15 protein-coding genes are annotated in these 14,580 nt (G+C 65.3%); 7 read left to right on the top strand and 8 right to left on the bottom strand.

What is annotated here, in order from left to right; translation table 11 throughout:
- The first annotated feature begins 3 nt into the window (after positions 1-3).
- Both ACOJSI_RS05455 and ACOJSI_RS05450 read left to right on the top strand, forming a co-directional pair.
- Positions 4-2,397, top strand: a complete 2,394-nt coding sequence (locus ACOJSI_RS05455) for a TonB-dependent receptor family protein (RefSeq protein WP_420137243.1) — start codon at positions 4-6, stop codon at positions 2,395-2,397.
- A gap of 198 nt (positions 2,398-2,595) precedes the next feature.
- Entirely contained in the window at positions 2,596-4,074 is a 1,479-nt protein-coding gene (locus tag ACOJSI_RS05450) for a PepSY-associated TM helix domain-containing protein (RefSeq protein ID WP_420137242.1), read from the top strand.
- A 225-nt stretch (positions 4,075-4,299) separates the two neighbouring features.
- Here the strand turns inward: ACOJSI_RS05450 and gshB are convergent, their stop codons facing one another.
- From gshB to rsmI, 3 genes are all read right to left on the bottom strand, one after another.
- Positions 4,300-5,250 carry a glutathione synthase gene (gshB, locus tag ACOJSI_RS05445; RefSeq protein ID WP_420137241.1) on the bottom strand — a complete coding sequence of 317 codons (951 nt, stop codon included), beginning with the start codon at positions 5,248-5,250 and terminating at the stop codon, positions 4,300-4,302.
- 161 nt (positions 5,251-5,411) lie between these two features.
- A complete protein-coding gene (locus ACOJSI_RS05440) occupies positions 5,412-5,765 on the bottom strand; it encodes a YraN family protein (RefSeq protein ID WP_420137240.1) in 354 nt (117 codons plus the stop codon).
- On the bottom strand, positions 5,762-6,613 hold the full coding sequence (gene rsmI, locus ACOJSI_RS05435; protein ID WP_420137239.1) for a 16S rRNA (cytidine(1402)-2'-O)-methyltransferase: 852 nt from the start codon (positions 6,611-6,613) through the stop codon (positions 5,762-5,764). Before rsmI ends, ACOJSI_RS05440 begins: the two co-directional genes overlap by 4 nt.
- A gap of 10 nt (positions 6,614-6,623) precedes the next feature.
- On the opposite strand from rsmI, the gene ACOJSI_RS05430 reads away from it, so the two are divergent.
- A complete protein-coding gene (locus ACOJSI_RS05430) occupies positions 6,624-7,805 on the top strand; it encodes a penicillin-binding protein activator (protein ID WP_420137238.1) in 1,182 nt (393 codons plus the stop codon).
- On the opposite strand, the gene hemW is transcribed toward ACOJSI_RS05430, so the two are convergent.
- Genes hemW through rph form a run of 3 tightly spaced genes read right to left on the bottom strand, consistent with a single transcriptional unit; the run spans position 7,802 to position 10,274 of the window.
- Positions 7,802-8,917 (bottom strand): radical SAM family heme chaperone HemW, encoded by a 1,116-nt coding sequence (gene hemW / locus ACOJSI_RS05425; protein ID WP_420137237.1) that lies wholly within the window; start codon positions 8,915-8,917, stop codon positions 7,802-7,804. The two genes, ACOJSI_RS05430 and hemW, sit on opposite strands and share 4 nt — an antisense overlap.
- Positions 8,914-9,555, bottom strand: a complete 642-nt coding sequence (rdgB, locus tag ACOJSI_RS05420) for an RdgB/HAM1 family non-canonical purine NTP pyrophosphatase (RefSeq protein ID WP_420137289.1) — start codon at positions 9,553-9,555, stop codon at positions 8,914-8,916. Before rdgB ends, hemW begins: the two co-directional genes overlap by 4 nt.
- A 2-nt stretch (positions 9,556-9,557) precedes the next feature.
- On the bottom strand, positions 9,558-10,274 hold the full coding sequence (rph, locus tag ACOJSI_RS05415) for a ribonuclease PH (protein WP_420137288.1): 717 nt from the start codon (positions 10,272-10,274) through the stop codon (positions 9,558-9,560).
- 75 nt (positions 10,275-10,349) lie between these two features.
- On the opposite strand from rph, the gene ACOJSI_RS05410 reads away from it, so the two are divergent.
- Genes ACOJSI_RS05410 through grpE form a run of 3 tightly spaced genes read left to right on the top strand, consistent with a single transcriptional unit; the run spans position 10,350 to position 12,111 of the window.
- Entirely contained in the window at positions 10,350-10,538 is a 189-nt protein-coding gene (locus ACOJSI_RS05410; RefSeq protein ID WP_420137236.1) for a hypothetical protein, read from the top strand.
- Entirely contained in the window at positions 10,535-11,569 is a 1,035-nt protein-coding gene (gene hrcA / locus ACOJSI_RS05405) for a heat-inducible transcriptional repressor HrcA (protein WP_420137235.1), read from the top strand. The genes ACOJSI_RS05410 and hrcA overlap by 4 nt, the downstream gene beginning before the upstream one ends.
- Positions 11,569-12,111 (top strand): nucleotide exchange factor GrpE, encoded by a 543-nt coding sequence (gene grpE / locus ACOJSI_RS05400; RefSeq protein WP_420137287.1) that lies wholly within the window; start codon positions 11,569-11,571, stop codon positions 12,109-12,111. Before hrcA ends, grpE begins: the two co-directional genes overlap by 1 nt.
- A gap of 86 nt (positions 12,112-12,197) precedes the next feature.
- Here grpE and ACOJSI_RS05395 read toward each other — a convergent pair whose 3' ends face one another.
- Both ACOJSI_RS05395 and ACOJSI_RS05390 read right to left on the bottom strand, forming a co-directional pair.
- A complete protein-coding gene (locus ACOJSI_RS05395) occupies positions 12,198-12,632 on the bottom strand; it encodes a vgr related protein (RefSeq protein WP_420137286.1) in 435 nt (144 codons plus the stop codon).
- 50 nt (positions 12,633-12,682) lie between these two features.
- Entirely contained in the window at positions 12,683-13,126 is a 444-nt protein-coding gene (locus tag ACOJSI_RS05390; protein ID WP_420137234.1) for a copper chaperone PCu(A)C, read from the bottom strand.
- A gap of 172 nt (positions 13,127-13,298) precedes the next feature.
- Here ACOJSI_RS05390 and dnaK point away from each other — a divergent pair.
- The coding region (dnaK, locus tag ACOJSI_RS05385) for a molecular chaperone DnaK (RefSeq protein ID WP_420137233.1) at positions 13,299-14,580 on the top strand (1,282 nt) is incomplete at its 3' end.

Genomic DNA, 14,580 nt, shown 5'->3' with positions numbered 1-14,580 from the left:
ATCGTGTCTCTTCCTCCCGGGGCGCGCGCATCGTGCGCTCTTCTGCTCGTCGTGGCGTCCGCCACGGCGGCCTCCGCCCAGACATCTCCGCACCAGCAGCGGCGCGCGCAATTGCTGCACGAACGCGCTGCCATCGACGCCCAGCTGCAAGCACTGGATGCGGCTGACCATGCCACAACTTCCCCCATTCCGGCCTCGGGGGAGGGGGCGCCCGTTGCCGCATCTGCCGCCGGTCCGGACGAGATCATCGTCACCGGCAAGGCCCTGTCGCTCACCACCCAGGTGACCGGCCAGACGGTCACTACCGTCGACGATGCCGCCTTCCGCAACACGCCCGCCACCACCATCGCGGATATCGTGAAGCTCAGCCCCGGCGTGGCGGTCATTCAGGGCAATGGTCCACGCGACGTGGGCGTGTCGATCCGCGGCTCCAACGCGCGCAACAGTTTCGGCGCGCGCAATATCCAGGTGTTCGAGGATGATTTCCCCGTCACCCAGCCGGATGGCCTCGCCCGCTTCGACCTGACCGATCCGCATGCCTATGGCGCGGTCGATGTCGTGCGCGGGCCGTCGTCGGCCCGCTACGGCAATTATGCGATCGGCGGCGCGGTCAATTTCCGCACGCGGCGCGGCCGCGATATCGACGGCGCCGAATTCGGGCTGGATGGCGGCGGCGACGGTTATGCCAATCTCTACGGCACCGTCGGTAATGCTGGGCCCGATTACGAATATTCGCTGTTCGGCAGCTTCGCGCGCGCCAATGGCTCGACCGGCCATACCCATTATGAAACGGGCACGATCAACGCGCTCGCCACCTACGCCTTCACCGATCGCGATCGCGTCACCGCCAAGCTGATCTACAATGAGGGCGAGTTCCAGCTGTCTACCCGGCTCTCCTACAACCAATATCTGCAGAATCCTTATCAGCAGGGCTGTGACGCGGTCGCCACGGCGGCGCCCGGCTGCGGCACCATCAGCGTCTTCCTGAACGGCGTGAACGGCGCGCGCATCGCCCAGACGGCGCGGGAAGGGGATCTCGCCCGCAACGATCGCCGCACCATCGTCGGCGCGCGCTACGAACATGATTTCGATGCCGACACCACCTGGCGCACCCAGGCGACGTTCGACAGCCGCGTCGTCAATCAGCCGACCAGCGCCAACCCCTTCAAGGGCACGCTCGACAGCTATAATATCACCTCGGACGTCACCAACCATGGCCGCCTGTTCGGCATGGACGCGACCAGCTTCGTCGGCATCTTCTACAATTATCTCGATAATCAGAGCTTCACGTTCAACAAGACGCCCGCCGGCCGTAACGGCTTCGGCGCGCTCACCCAGACCGTGTTCGGCGACGTCCGCAATATGGGGCTGCGCGCGCGGGAGGAGTTGCAGCTCACGCCCGATCTCCAGCTGATTGCCGGGATCGGCGCCGAACGCTCGATCCTCAACGTCCGCCAGACAGCCTATGCCTATCCCACGACCGGCAGCAACAGCGCCACGCTCACGCTCATCCCGGCGCTCCGCCATTTCTGGAACGTCGCGCCGGAAGCTGCCTTGCTGTGGCAGGCGACAGATGCGCTGCGCCTGCATGCGCGTGTCGGCACCGGCTATGGCATCCCCCAGGCCGGCAATCTCTTCGTCACGCCCGATGGCGTGCCCGGCAACAATGTCGCGCTGAAAACGCAGAAGAATGTCGGCGTCGATGTCGGTGCGGAACTGGCCTTCGGCGACAATCTGCGCGCCGAAGTCACTGGCTATTATGAGTGGTTCCGCAACGAGCAGGTCAGCCAGTCGGCGGGCGTGAATCTGCTCGCCTACACCACCAACGCGCCGCGCTCGCGCCATCGCGGCGTCGAAGTGGGCCTGCACTGGAAGCCGCTGCCGGACCTGCTCCCCGGTGCGAAGCTGGACGCCAGCTACAGCTATAATGACCAGCGCTACAGCCGCTATGACGAGCGGCTGAGCGGTTCCGCGACCTTGTTCGATCGCGACGGCAACCGCATCCCCGGCGTCATCCCCACCTTCGCCAACGGCCGCGCCGGCTATGATCAGCCGTCCGGCCCGCTCAAGGGTTTAGGCGGCTTCGTCGAGCTCACCTATCGTTCGCGCTACTATATCGACAACGGCAATCAGCTGCGAATCCCCGGCTATACGCTCACCAATCTCAACCTCCATTATGATCCGCCGGGCGGGCAGGGGTGGTGGTCGCGCCTGAGCTTCTTCGCCTCGGTCCAGAACCTGTTCGACAAGACCTATGTCGGCTCTGCCTCGATCATCGCGGACAGCGTCAACGCCGCCGGCCAGCAAAATCCGGCGTCGGTCCTGATGAACAGCACCGGCTCGATCTACGCCGGCGTGCCCCGCACGGTGTACGCCGGAATTAAGACGCGGTTCTGAACGTCTTGGTCAACTAAGCGCTCAACTCCTCGTTACGCCGTCGCGATGGGCGCGACAGCTACTCGGGCCGAACGGATGGGCGAGCCGAATGCCTCTCTCCCCGTTCGTGTCAAATAGGGTTCGAGCCCGTCGACCCGTATCGAGACAGCCTGCCGCCGTCGCACCACGCACCGCACGATCCCGCCTAGGACACATCTGATGGCCACCACGACGCCAAAACCCACCCTCTATAACGCCATCTGGCGCTGGCATTTCTATGCCGGGCTGTTCTGCATTCCGCTGGTGATCTGGCTGGCGCTGACCGGCTCCATCTATCTGTGGCGTCCGCAGGTCGAGGCGTGGCTCGACAAGCCTTACGATCATCTCGCCACCTCCGGCCCGGTCGCAACGCCGGAGGCGCAGGTGGCGGCGGCGCTGCGGGCGGTGCCGGGTGCGACGCTGCACAAATATGTCCTGCCGCAGGCGCCGGACAGCGCCATACGCGTGCTCGTCACCAGCCACGGCGTCGACAAGCGCGTCTATGTCGATCCGCGCAGCCTTGAGGTCCTCAAGGTGGCCACGGAAGAAAAGCGCCCCTTCCGCATGATCTTCCACCTTCATGGTGAACTGCTGGCCGGTGCCGTCGGCAGCTATATTGTCGAGATCGCCGCCTGCTGGGCGGTGGTGATGCTGCTGAGCGGCTTGTATCTGTGGTGGCCGCGCGGCGGGGCAGGGGTGGCGGGTGTGCTTTATCCCCGGTTGCGGCGGGGCAGCCGCATCTTCTGGCGCGATCTTCACGCGACCACCGGCATCTGGGTCTCCGTCTTCGCGCTGGCGCTGATCCTCACCGGCCTGCCCTGGGCCAAGGGCTGGGGCACCTATCTCGGCGAGGTCCGCGCCCTTACCGGCACGGCGCGCGGTCCGGTCGATTGGACGATCGGCGGCAAGGCCCCGGCGCCGGATCCGGCCAACAGCATGGCCGATATGCCGGGCATGGAGGGAATGGGTGAGGCCGCCGCTGGCCAGGGCATGGCCGGCATGCGCGGTAAGGCCGCAGGGGCAGGCATGCACGACGTGCCCAATGCTGCTGCCAGTGCGACGACGGGCGACGATCCGCACGAAGAACATCGCGACATGACCATGCCCCATGTCACGCTCCGCCCAGGCGATCTTTCCCGCGTGATCACGACCGCGCGCACGCTCAACCTCGCGCCGCCGGTGCTCGTGATGGTGCCCGGCGCGGTAGGGGCGCCCTGGTCCGTCTCCTCCGATGCCGCCGATCGGCCGCTGCGCGCCGATGCCAAGATCGATGGCGCCACCGGCCGCATCCTCTCCCGCACCGATTTTGCCGAGCGGCACTGGATCGATCGCGCGGTCGGCTATGGCGTCGCCGGCCATGAAGGCGCGCTGTTCGGGATCGCCAATCAGCTGTTGGGAACGGTCACCGCCATCTTCCTGATCATGCTGGCTGTTTCCGGTGCCGTCATGTGGTGGCGCCGCCGCCCGATCGGCCTGCTTGGCGCTCCGGTTCGCCTCTCGCGTCCCGCCATCGGCGCCGGCCTGATTGCGATCATCGTCGCGCTCGGCCTGTACATGCCCGTCTTCGGCGCCACCCTGATCCTGGTCCTGCTGACGGAGAAACTGATCCTCCGCCACCTCCCCAAAACCCGCCGCTGGCTAGGCCTGGCCCCCACCTGACGCAGGGGAATAAGCGGACCGGGCCGCGTAAACCGCCGTCATCCCAGCGCAGGCTGGGATCCATCTCTCCACCAGCGACGCCCTCGCGGTCCGTGGACCCCAGCCTGCGCTGGGGTGACGCCAAGCTTAAAGGTCCCTACGCCCCGTCATGCTGAACTTGCTTCAGCATCCATCTCGCCGCCAGCGCTATGCTGCCTGTGACGGGACGGATCCGAACCGTAATCCTTACATCGCCCGGAACCGCGCCTCGATCGCATCCCAGATCAAGCCGGGCGTATCCGTCCCATTATAGGCATCGATCGCCACGATCCCGGTCGGCGATGTCACGTTGATCTCGGTCAGATAGCCCGCGATCACGTCGATGCCGACGAACACCAGCCCGCGCTTGGCCAGCTCCGGCCCGAGCTTCGCGCAAATCTCCAGCTCGCGCGGGGTCAGTTCGGTGGCAGCACCCTTGCCGCCCACCGCCAGGTTGGATCGGATCTCGCCCGGCTTGGGCAGGCGATTGACCCCGCCGGCGGGCTTGCCGTCGACCAGCACGATGCGTTTGTCGCCCTTCGACACGTCCGGCAGGAAGGCCTGCACCATGAACGGCTCGCGCCATACTTGCCCGAACAACTCGGTCAGCGCGGCCAGATTGGCGTCCTGCCGGCCGACATGGAACACGGCCGATCCGGCAGTGCCGTAGAGCGGCTTGACCACGACCTCGCCATGCTCGGCATGGAAGGCGCGCGCCTCTTCCAACCGCCGCGTGATCAGCGTCGGCGGCATATATTCGGCATAATCCAGCACGAACAGTTTCTCGGGCGCATTGCGCACCGCCGCCGGATCGTTAACCACCAAAGTCTGGTGCTGGATCCGCTCCAGCAAGTGAGTGGCGGTGATATAGGCCAGGTCGAACGGCGGGTCCTGCCGCATCAGGATGACGTCGATATCGTCGCCCAGGTCGATCGTGCGCACCTCTTCGGCGTGAAAATGATCGCCCACCACGCGCTGCACCTTCACCGCGCGGGCAGGGGCGGTCAGCCGCCCGTCGCGATAGGACAGGTCGCCTGCCGCATAATGGAACAATCTATGCCCGCGCGCCTGCGCGCTCAGCATGAGCGCGAAGGTCGAATCCCCGGCAATATTGATCTTCTCCAGCGGGTCCATCTGGACCGCGACGCGCAGGCTCATGGCCGTATCATCCTCTCAGGCTTCAACCAGTTCAACATGTCCATCCGTTCGCCCCGAGCAAAGTCGAGGGGCAAAGCCGAGCGGAGCCGAGGCTTCTCGCTACGCTCGAAGACCGGTCTCGACTACGCTCGACCCGAACGGTTGACGAAAAATATGGGTGTTCACCCGATCCAGGCATTCTCGATGTGCCGTAAAGCGCGCCCCGGGGCGATCAAGATGACGTCGATGCGCATATCGTCGCCCGCTTCCAGATAGCGATGTGCCAGCGATTCCGCCGCTGCCGCCACCCTGGCGAGCCGGTATTGATCGATCGCGAAGTCCAATTCCGCACCCGTCTTGCGCCGTTTGACCTCGACGAAAGCGACCAGATTGCCCCTTTTGGCGACCAAATCCACCTCTCCAGCGGGCGTTCGTACCCGTCTTGCAAGGATCCGCCAGCCCTTCAGACGCAACCACCAGGCCGCCGCCGTTTCACCCACGCGGCCGGCGCGCTCAGCCTGGCGGCGGTCTCTCACGCCTTCATCGCCAGCGCGCGCGCATACAGATCGCGCTTGTTCAGGCCCGTCGCCTTGGCCACTTCATGCGCCGCCTTCGCTGCCGGTAACCGGGTCAGTGCCTCCGTCAACAGCGCATCCGCATCTTCGCCCGACGGCATTTCGGCCTCTCCGGGTGGTCCGACGACGATGACGATCTCGCCTTTGGGGGGCGCATTGGCATAGCGTTCGGCCAGTGCAGAGAGCGTATCGGTGACGCATTCCTCGAATTTCTTGCTGATTTCGCGCGCCACGGCGGCTTCGCGCTCACCCAGAACCTCCCTCAAAGCCATCAAAGTCGCGCTCAGGCGGGGACCGGATTCATACAGGATCAAAGTTGCCCGCACCTTCGCGACCTCCTCAATCGCCTCGGTGCGCGCCTTCGCTTTGGATGGCAGGAAGCCCAGGAAGAAGAAGCGATCGGTCGGCAAACCCGCCAGGGTCAATGCCGCAATCGCCGCGCAGGGGCCGGGGATCGTGACCACCGCATGCCCCGCCGCGCGCGCATCGCGCACCAGCTTGAACCCGGGATCGGAGATGAGCGGCGTGCCCGCATCCGACACCAAAGCGATCGCCTCGTGCCCCAGTCGCGCGATCAATCCCGGGCGGACGCGATCGGCATTATGGTCGTGATAGGGAACCATTTGCCGCTTCACACCGATATGACCGAGCAGCTTGGCGGTAACCCGACTGTCCTCGACCGCAATGGCGTCGGCATTCGACAATATCGCGGCGGCACGTGGGGAAAGATCGGACAAGTTGCCGATCGGGGTTGCGACGATGTAGAGGCCGGGCGAAAGCGGCCCGTCTTCGGGTGGAGAGGGATTCATGGGAGTGAGCATGGCAGACGGCGCCCCCCGGCGGCAATTGGGCATGTTCGCCCCCCGAAAATTGGGCGCGATCTGCCTCGCTCTCCTGCTCGGCGCCTGTTCGACGGTGGCCCCCCGTGGCCCCACGCCGGTGAGCAAGCCGCCCAAAACGGTCGAGAAACCGACGCCGCAGACCGGCTTGCCCGAGGATAAGGAGCGCCACCGCGTCGCCCTGCTGGTGCCGTTGAGCGGCCCCAATGCGGCCGTCGGCCAGTCGATTGCCAATGCGGCAGCACTGGCTTTGGCGGATACGGGCGGCAAGACGCTGCGCATCACCAACTACGATACCGGTGCGGGTGCGGACGCCGCGGCGCGCAAGGCGCTTGCCGAGGGCAATGAACTGTTTCTCGGCCCCTTGCTGAGCGACGATGTTCGCGCCGTTTCGACCTCGGCCGGCGCGGCCGGTGTCCCTGTCATCGCCTTCTCGAACGATCCCGCGGCGGCCAGCGAGGACGTCTGGCTGCTCGGTTTTTCGCCCGCCCAGTCGATCGATCGGGTCGTGCGCTATGCCAAATCGCGCGGCCTGACCCGCTTTGCCGGCCTCATTCCCCCCGGCCTGTACGGGCGCAATGCGTCCAACATGCTGCTGCGCGCGGCCGATGCGGCGGGCGGCACGGTGGTGTCGATGCAGAACTATCAGCGCACGCCGGCCTCGATCGCGGCGGCGATCGCCAAGCTGCCAAAGGACAAATATGATGCAGTGCTGATCGCCGATAGCGGCCGCATCGCCATCGCTTCGGCACCGCTGATCCGCAAGAATAGCGGGGCGGCGGTGCGCATTCTCGGCACCGAATTGTGGAATGCGGAGCCCAGCCTCAACAACTCGCCGGTCCTCGCGGGCGCCTGGTTCGCCAGCGTCGACGACAGCATGTTCACGCAATTCACCACCCGTTATCGGGCCCGATACGGCCGGACGCCCTATCGGCTGGCGAGCCTGGGCTATGACGCGGTGCTGCTGACCGTCCGCATCTCAAAGGATTGGAAGGTCGGCCGCCGCTTCCCGATCAATGCCTTGTCCGACGAAGGCGGTTTTGCGGGTGTCGACGGCGCCTTCCGTTTCGCCAAGTCGCACATCGCCGAGCGGGCTTTGGCGGTCCATCAGCTCGGCGCAGGCGGTGGATCGATCGTCTCGCCGGCACCCACCGGCTTCTAAACCGCGATCTCCGCCAGGATCGTATTGAGAACAAGCATCCCCTGCGGGGTGACGCGTAGCCGCTCCGCCGTCTGTTCGATCAGCCCCAGGTTGGCCAGGCGCGCCACAGCGGCCGCGTCCACCGCTGGGCGGATACGATCAAGGGGGATGCCTTCCTCCAGCCGAAGCCCCATGACCAGGGTCTCGCGCGCGCGATCGGTGTCGGACAGCGCGTCTTCCAGGTCCATGCCATGGCCCCGTGCGTCGATCCGGGTGAGCCAGTTTTCGGGCTTTTTGGCGCGGGTAGTGGCCACGCCGACGCGGCGGCCATGGGCGCCGGGGCCGATGCCCAGATAATCGCCATAGCGCCAATAGGTCAGGTTGTGGCGGCTCTCTTCGCCAGGACGCGCATGGTTGGAGATCTCATAGGCGGGCAGGCCGGCCGCGGTGGTTAAAGCACGGGTCAGTTCGAACAGGTCGGCCCCCAGATCGGGATCCTGCGGCGCCAGTTCGCCCCGCGCCGCCATCGCGGCAAAGCGCGTGCCCGGCTCGATCGTCAGCTGATAGAGCGAGAGGTGGCCGGTGCCGAGGCCGATCGCGCGATCGAGCGTCTTCGCCCAATCATCCACGGCCTGGCCGGGCAGGGCGTAAATCAGATCGAAGCTGACCCGATCGAAGTTCCGTTGCGCCGTCTCGAGAGCCGCCAGGCCTTCAGCCACATCGTGCGCGCGGCCCAGGAACTGCAAGGCCGCGTCATCCAGCGCCTGCAGGCCCAGGCTGACGCGATTGACGCCTGCCGCGGCAAGACCGGCGAAGCGCGACGCCTCTACCGAAGACGGATTCGCCTCCAGCGTGATCTCGATTCCCGGTGCGAACCCCCAATGCCGCTCCGCCGCCTCGATCAACGCCGCCACCGTTGCCGGCGGCATCAGCGAAGGCGTGCCGCCGCCGAAGAAGATCGATGTCAGCGGCCGTTTGGGCCCGACATCGACTTCGTGGGCCAGATCGGCCAGGAGGGCGCTGCGCCAGCGATCCTGGTCAACGCTCTCGCGAACGTGGCTGTTGAAATCGCAATAAGGGCATTTGGAAACACAGAAAGGCCAGTGGATGTAGAGGGCGAGCGCCTCGTTCACAGCACCGCCGCGACCAGTTTCCGGAAGGCATCGGCGCGGTGGCTGATCGCATGCTTCTGCTCCGGATCGAGCTCGGCATAGGTGCGGGTTTCGCCATAGGGCACGAACACCGGGTCGTAGCCGAAGCCGACCTTGCCGCGCGGCGGCCAGGTCAACGTGCCCTCCGCCCGGCCTTCGAAGCTTTCGACATGCCCATCGGGCCAGCAAAGCGACAGCACGCAGACGAAATGCGCATCGCGTCCCGCTTCGGGACCCTTGGCCGCAAGCGCGTCCTCGACCTTGCGCATGGCGAGGTTCCAGTCGCGCCCATTGGGCGTCTCCGCCCAGTCGGCGGTGTAGACGCCGGGATCGCCGTTCAGGGCATCGACGCACAGGCCGCTATCGTCGGCCAGGGCAACCATGCCCGACAGATCGGCCGAGAAGCGGGCCTTGAGCTCGGCATTGGCCGCGAAGCTCGTGCCCGTTTCGACAGGCTCCGGTATGTCGAGCGACGCCGCCGAAACGGGCTTGATCCCGTAGGGCGCGAGCAAGGCCGTGATCTCGCGCACCTTGCCTTCGTTGTGGCTGGCGATGACGAGCGTGCCGGGTTCCAGCTTGCGATGCGGCACCGCCGGCGGTTCGTCGTCGATCAGTTCGATGGTCACCGTCCGGTCGCCTTCAACTGTGCTGCGAAGATCTCTGTACACCCAATGCGGGCGAGCCGCAGCAGTCGCAGCAAAGCTTCCTCGTCATAGGTCGCGCCCTCCGCCGTCGCCTGCGCTTCGGCAATGTTGCCGTCGGAGAGCAGAACGAAATTGGCGTCCGCATGCGCGTTGCTATCCTCGATATAATCGAGGTCGAGCACCGGCGTGCCTTCGTAGATGCCGCATGAAACCGCCGCGACCTGCGACTTGATCGGATCGACCGTGATCAGGCCCTGCTTCATCAGGCCATCGACCGCGAGCCGCAGCGCCACCCAGGCGCCCGAGATCGACGCGGTCCGCGTGCCGCCATCAGCCTGAATGACGTCGCAATCCAGCGTGATCTGGCGCTCGCCGAGCGCGGTCAGGTCGCAGATCGAACGGAGCGAACGGCCGATCAGGCGCTGGATTTCCTGGGTCCGGCCGGATTGCTTGCCCTTCGCTGCCTCCCGGTTGCCACGGGTATGCGTGGCGCGCGGCAGCATGCCATATTCCGCCGTGACCCAGCCCTGACCCTTGCCGCGCAGGAAGGGCGGAAGCCGTTCTTCTACCGAAGCGGTGACCAGCACCTTGGTCTCGCCGAACGCGATGAGTACGGATCCTTCGGCATGCTTGGTATAGCCAGGGGTGATGGTGATGGGGCGCATCTGATCAGGAGCGCGGCCGCTTGGGCGCATCGGGGGATTGTCCTTATGGTTAGGCGGACGCATGTAACCGCAGTGACTGCGTGTCGCCAGTCTGAAGGACATGCCATGAAGATAACCGCACTGATTGTCGGCGTGATTGCGCTGCTGATGGGGATCTTGTGGATCGGGCAGGGGACCGGCGTGATCCGGTGGCCGGCCTCCAGCTTCATGATCGACATGCGCCCATGGGCGCTTCGCGGAGCGCTATTGGCCGTGGTGGGCCTGGGTCTCATTCTGTGGGCGCGTCGAAAATGACCGTTCCCATCACCGAGATGTCGTCACGCGCCCGTGACGTGTTCCGCATGGTCGTGGAATCCTACCTGCAAAGTGGGCTTCCGGTCGGATCGCGCACGATTTCCCGTTTCGGCGGCCTCAACCTTTCTCCCGCATCGATCCGCAACGTGATGCAGGATCTTGAGGAGATGGGGCTGCTGGCAGCACCTCATACGTCCGCCGGGCGGATGCCGACCGAGGGCGGATTGCGGTTGTTCGTCGATGCGATGATGCAGGCAACCGAGCCGTCCGATGTCGAGCGGGCGGCGATCGAGGCACAGGCGCGCGGACCGCTGGAGGAAGCCCTGGCGGCGACCAGCTCCGTTCTGTCCGGGCTATCGGCCTGCGCCGGACTGGTGATGGTGCCGCGCGGCGAGCCGATGCTGCGCCAGTTTTCGTTCCTGCCGCTCGGCCATGACCAGGCTGTCGCAGTGCTGGTGGGAACCGACGGAACGGTGGAAAATCGTATCGTCGATATCCCGCCTGGCGTGAGCCCATCCGCGCTGGTGGAGGCTGCCAATTATATCAGCGGCCGGTTGACGGGGCTGACGCTGGGCGAAGCCCAGTCGCGGCTGAATGACGAAATCGCGAAAGGGAAATCCGCGCTCGATGCGACCGCGCAGCGCTTGGTCGCGCGCGGCCTGGCGGTCTGGTCGGAGGATGGATCGCGCCGCCCCGTCATGATCGTACGCGGCGCGGCCAACCTGATCGATCCGGCGGCCGATGCCGACCTGGATCGGGTGCGCCAGCTGTTGGACGAGATCGAAGGCAAGGAAGAGATTGCGCGCCTGCTGGATCGTGCGCGCGGTGCCCGCGCCATGAAGATCTTTATCGGATCGGAAAACAAGCTGTTCGCGTTGTCAGGATCGTCGGTGATCGCTGCACCTTATCATGCCGCCGATGGACGCGTGGTGGGGGTGGTGGGGGTTATCGGCCCAACCCGGTTGAACTATGCGCGTGTGGTTCCCATGGTGGACTTTACCGCCCAAACATTGACGAGATTGATGGCATGATCGACGAAACGACCACCCCAGAAGCCGAAGACCTGCGCGACGAGACCGCTGCAGACGCCCCCGAGGTGGCCGAACATGACGCAGCAACGCGTCTTCAGGCTGAGATCGAGGATCTGAAGAAGCAGATCCTCTACGCGCAGGCGGAAACGCAGAATGTTCGCCGTCGCATGGAAAAGGATGCACAGGACGCGCGTGCCTATGCGGCGACCAGCTTCGCCCGCGATATCCTGTCCGTTTCCGACAATTTGACGCGTGCGTTGGCCGCCATCCCGCCAGCCATGCGTGAGGACGAGGCGATCAAGCCGCTGGTCACGGGTCTGGAGATGACTGGCAAGGAACTGGAGAATGTCTTCCAGCGCAACGGCATCACCAAGATCGAAAGCGTCGGCGCGAAGCTGGATCCGAACCGCCATCAGGCGATGATCGAGCTGCCCAGCGATCAGGAGCCCGGCACGATCGTGCAGGAGATGCAGGCCGGTTATATGATCAAGGATCGGCTGCTGCGCCCGGCCCTCGTCGGGGTTGCCAAGGCGGCTGAATAAAAAGCGGGCTAAATTCCAATTGTCATTGCGAGCGCAGCAATCCAGTCCCGTATTGTCCGTGTGGACAGGCCTGGATTGCTTCGTCGCTACGCTTCTCGCAATGACGGGGCGGCGGCTAGACCCGCGTCGCGCAAAAGTGCTTCTAGCACCGGCCGGGGCCGACCGTTATGCCGCGCCGTAAACGCATGCTCCACGATCATCGCCTGTTGTTCGATCCCATAGGCTTGCAGCGGCCGGCCGGGCTGGATCGTATAGGCATATCGGCACAAAGGGTGCCGCCTGAGGATGAGGTAGAGGCCGCGCTGATGCTGCCAGACGTGGGTGAGTTCGTGGATCAGCAAGGCCTGCAGACGGGGATGCGCCGTCGAAAAGTCTTCGCGCCACAAGCCGTCATCGGGATGGAACCAGATATGACCGTCCGGCGCCATGACATAGTTGCGCGGCTGGAACGGCCACCATTTGCTGCGATGCAGCCGAATCCTGTCCCAGATGATGGCCTGGCCGAATATCGAGCCGCCCATCGCGCGTTCGCCGGCGGTGAGCGGGCGGCCGGGATCGCGGCGCAGCCAGCTCAATAAGGTGCATCCTCGCCGGCGCTGACGGTCTTCGCCTCCGCCTCGGCGGTCGTGCCGTCGGCGAAGCCGAAGCGCAGCGGCACCGCGGTGCCGGCTTTTACCACGGGATCGAGCCCGATCAGCATCGCATGGTTGCCGCCGGGCTTGAAGGCCACGGTCGCGCCAGCGGGTATGTCGACATGGCTGAGCGCGGCCATTGTCGCCATGCCGCCCATTCCCGCCATGCTCTGATGCATCTCCGTCTTGGCGGCGAGCGCGCTTCCCATCCGCACCAGACGTTCTGTCCGGCGCCCGCCATGGAGCGTGAAGTAAGCGGCGGCCGGTTGGCCGGCGACGGCCGGCAGACGCACCCAGGCATGGGTGACCTGGGGTTCGGATGCCCGGTTATGGCAGCCGGCCAGAAGCAGCAGGGGAGCGAGCAGGGCGATGCGTCCGATCATCCTGCTTCTGTAGGCGGTAATCATGCCCAGCGAAACTGCACCGATGCGACGCCTTGCGGTGGCCTTTCCCCTCCCTATATCGCCTGCTGGAAGCCGTCGCCGGAACGGTTACGCCCGCCTGTTGAGGGGGCGTGCCGGCGGACGGAACAGGGTATTCGACAAGAGGATTACAATGGCCAAAGTTATCGGGATCGACCTGGGAACGACCAACAGCTGCGTTGCCGTCATGGAAGGCGGCAAGCCTAAGGTCATCGAGAATGCCGAGGGTGCGCGCACCACGCCCTCGATCGTCGCCTTCGCCAAGGATGGGGAGCGACTGATCGGTCAGCCGGCCAAGCGCCAGGCGGTGACCAACCCCGACAATACGATCTTCGCGGTGAAGCGCCTGATCGGCCGCCGCTTCGACGATCCGGTGACCAAGAAGGACACCGAGCTGGTTCCGTATCACATCGTGAAGGGCGCCAATGGCGACGCATGGGTGAAGGCGGGCAGCGACGATTACTCCCCCAGCCAGATTTCCGCCTTCATCCTGCAGAAGATGAAGGAAACCGCCGAGAGCTATCTGGGCGAGACGGTGACCCAGGCGGTCATCACGGTTCCGGCCTACTTCAACGACGCGCAGCGCCAGGCGACCAAGGACGCCGGCAAGATTGCGGGCCTTGAAGTGCTGCGCATCATCAACGAGCCGACGGCGGCGGCGCTCGCCTACGGGCTCGAGAAGGACAATAACAAGACGATCGCGGTCTACGATCTGGGCGGCGGCACGTTCGACGTGTCGATCCTGGAAATCGGCGACGGCGTGTTCGAGGTGAAGTCGACCAACGGCGATACCTTCCTCGGCGGCGAGGATTTCGACGCCAAGGTCGTCCAGTATCTCGCCGACGAGTTCAAGAAGGCCGAAGGCATCGATCTCACCAAGGATCGGCTCGCGCTGCAGCGCCTGAAGGAAGCGGCCGAAAAGGCGAAGATCGAACTGTCGTCGACGCAGACGACCGAGGTCAACCTGCCCTTCATCACGGCCGACGCGACCGGCCCGAAGCATCTCGTCAAGACGATCACCCGCGCCGATCTGGAGCGTCTGGTCGACGACCTGATCAAGCGCACGATCGAGCCGATGCGCAAGGCGCTGGCCGATGCCGGCGTGAAGGCGGACGCGATCGACGAGGTCGTCCTTGTCGGCGGCATGACCCGCATGCCCAAGGTGCGCGAGGCGGTGAAGGCCTTCTTCGGCAAGGAGCCGCACACCGGCGTCAACCCCGACGAGGTCGTGGCGATCGGCGCTGCCATCCAGGCGGGCGTGCTCCAGGGCGACGTCAAGGACGTGCTGCTGCTCGACGTCACCCCGCTGTCGCTCGGCATCGAGACGATGGGCGGCGTGGTGTCGAAGATCATCCACCGCAACTCGACCATCCCCGCCAGCGCCACCGAGATGTTCACCACCTCGGTGGATGGCC

The sequence above is a fragment of the Sphingomonas sp. genome (assembly GCF_048595155.1).
GTDB lineage: Bacteria > Pseudomonadota > Alphaproteobacteria > Sphingomonadales > Sphingomonadaceae > Sphingomonas_I.
This window is presented reverse-complemented; position numbering and strand designations above follow the sequence as displayed.

What these genes read in the sequence shown, in the direction of transcription:
- ACOJSI_RS05450 (WP_420137242.1), top strand. Translation starts at nt 2,596, where the DNA reads ATGGCCACCACGACGCCAAAACCCACCCTCTATAACGCCATCTGGCGC.
- gshB (WP_420137241.1), bottom strand. Translation starts at nt 5,250, where the DNA reads ATGAGCCTGCGCGTCGCGGTCCAGATGGACCCGCTGGAGAAGATCAAT.
- rsmI (WP_420137239.1), bottom strand. Translation starts at nt 6,613, where the DNA reads ATGAATCCCTCTCCACCCGAAGACGGGCCGCTTTCGCCCGGCCTCTAC.
- ACOJSI_RS05430 (WP_420137238.1), top strand. Translation starts at nt 6,624, where the DNA reads ATGGCAGACGGCGCCCCCCGGCGGCAATTGGGCATGTTCGCCCCCCGA.
- rph (WP_420137288.1), bottom strand. Translation starts at nt 10,274, where the DNA reads ATGCGCCCAAGCGGCCGCGCTCCTGATCAGATGCGCCCCATCACCATC.
- ACOJSI_RS05410 (WP_420137236.1), top strand. Translation starts at nt 10,350, where the DNA reads ATGAAGATAACCGCACTGATTGTCGGCGTGATTGCGCTGCTGATGGGG.
- hrcA (WP_420137235.1), top strand. Translation starts at nt 10,535, where the DNA reads ATGACCGTTCCCATCACCGAGATGTCGTCACGCGCCCGTGACGTGTTC.
- ACOJSI_RS05395 (WP_420137286.1), bottom strand. Translation starts at nt 12,632, where the DNA reads ATGGGCGGCTCGATATTCGGCCAGGCCATCATCTGGGACAGGATTCGG.
- ACOJSI_RS05390 (WP_420137234.1), bottom strand. Translation starts at nt 13,126, where the DNA reads ATGATCGGACGCATCGCCCTGCTCGCTCCCCTGCTGCTTCTGGCCGGC.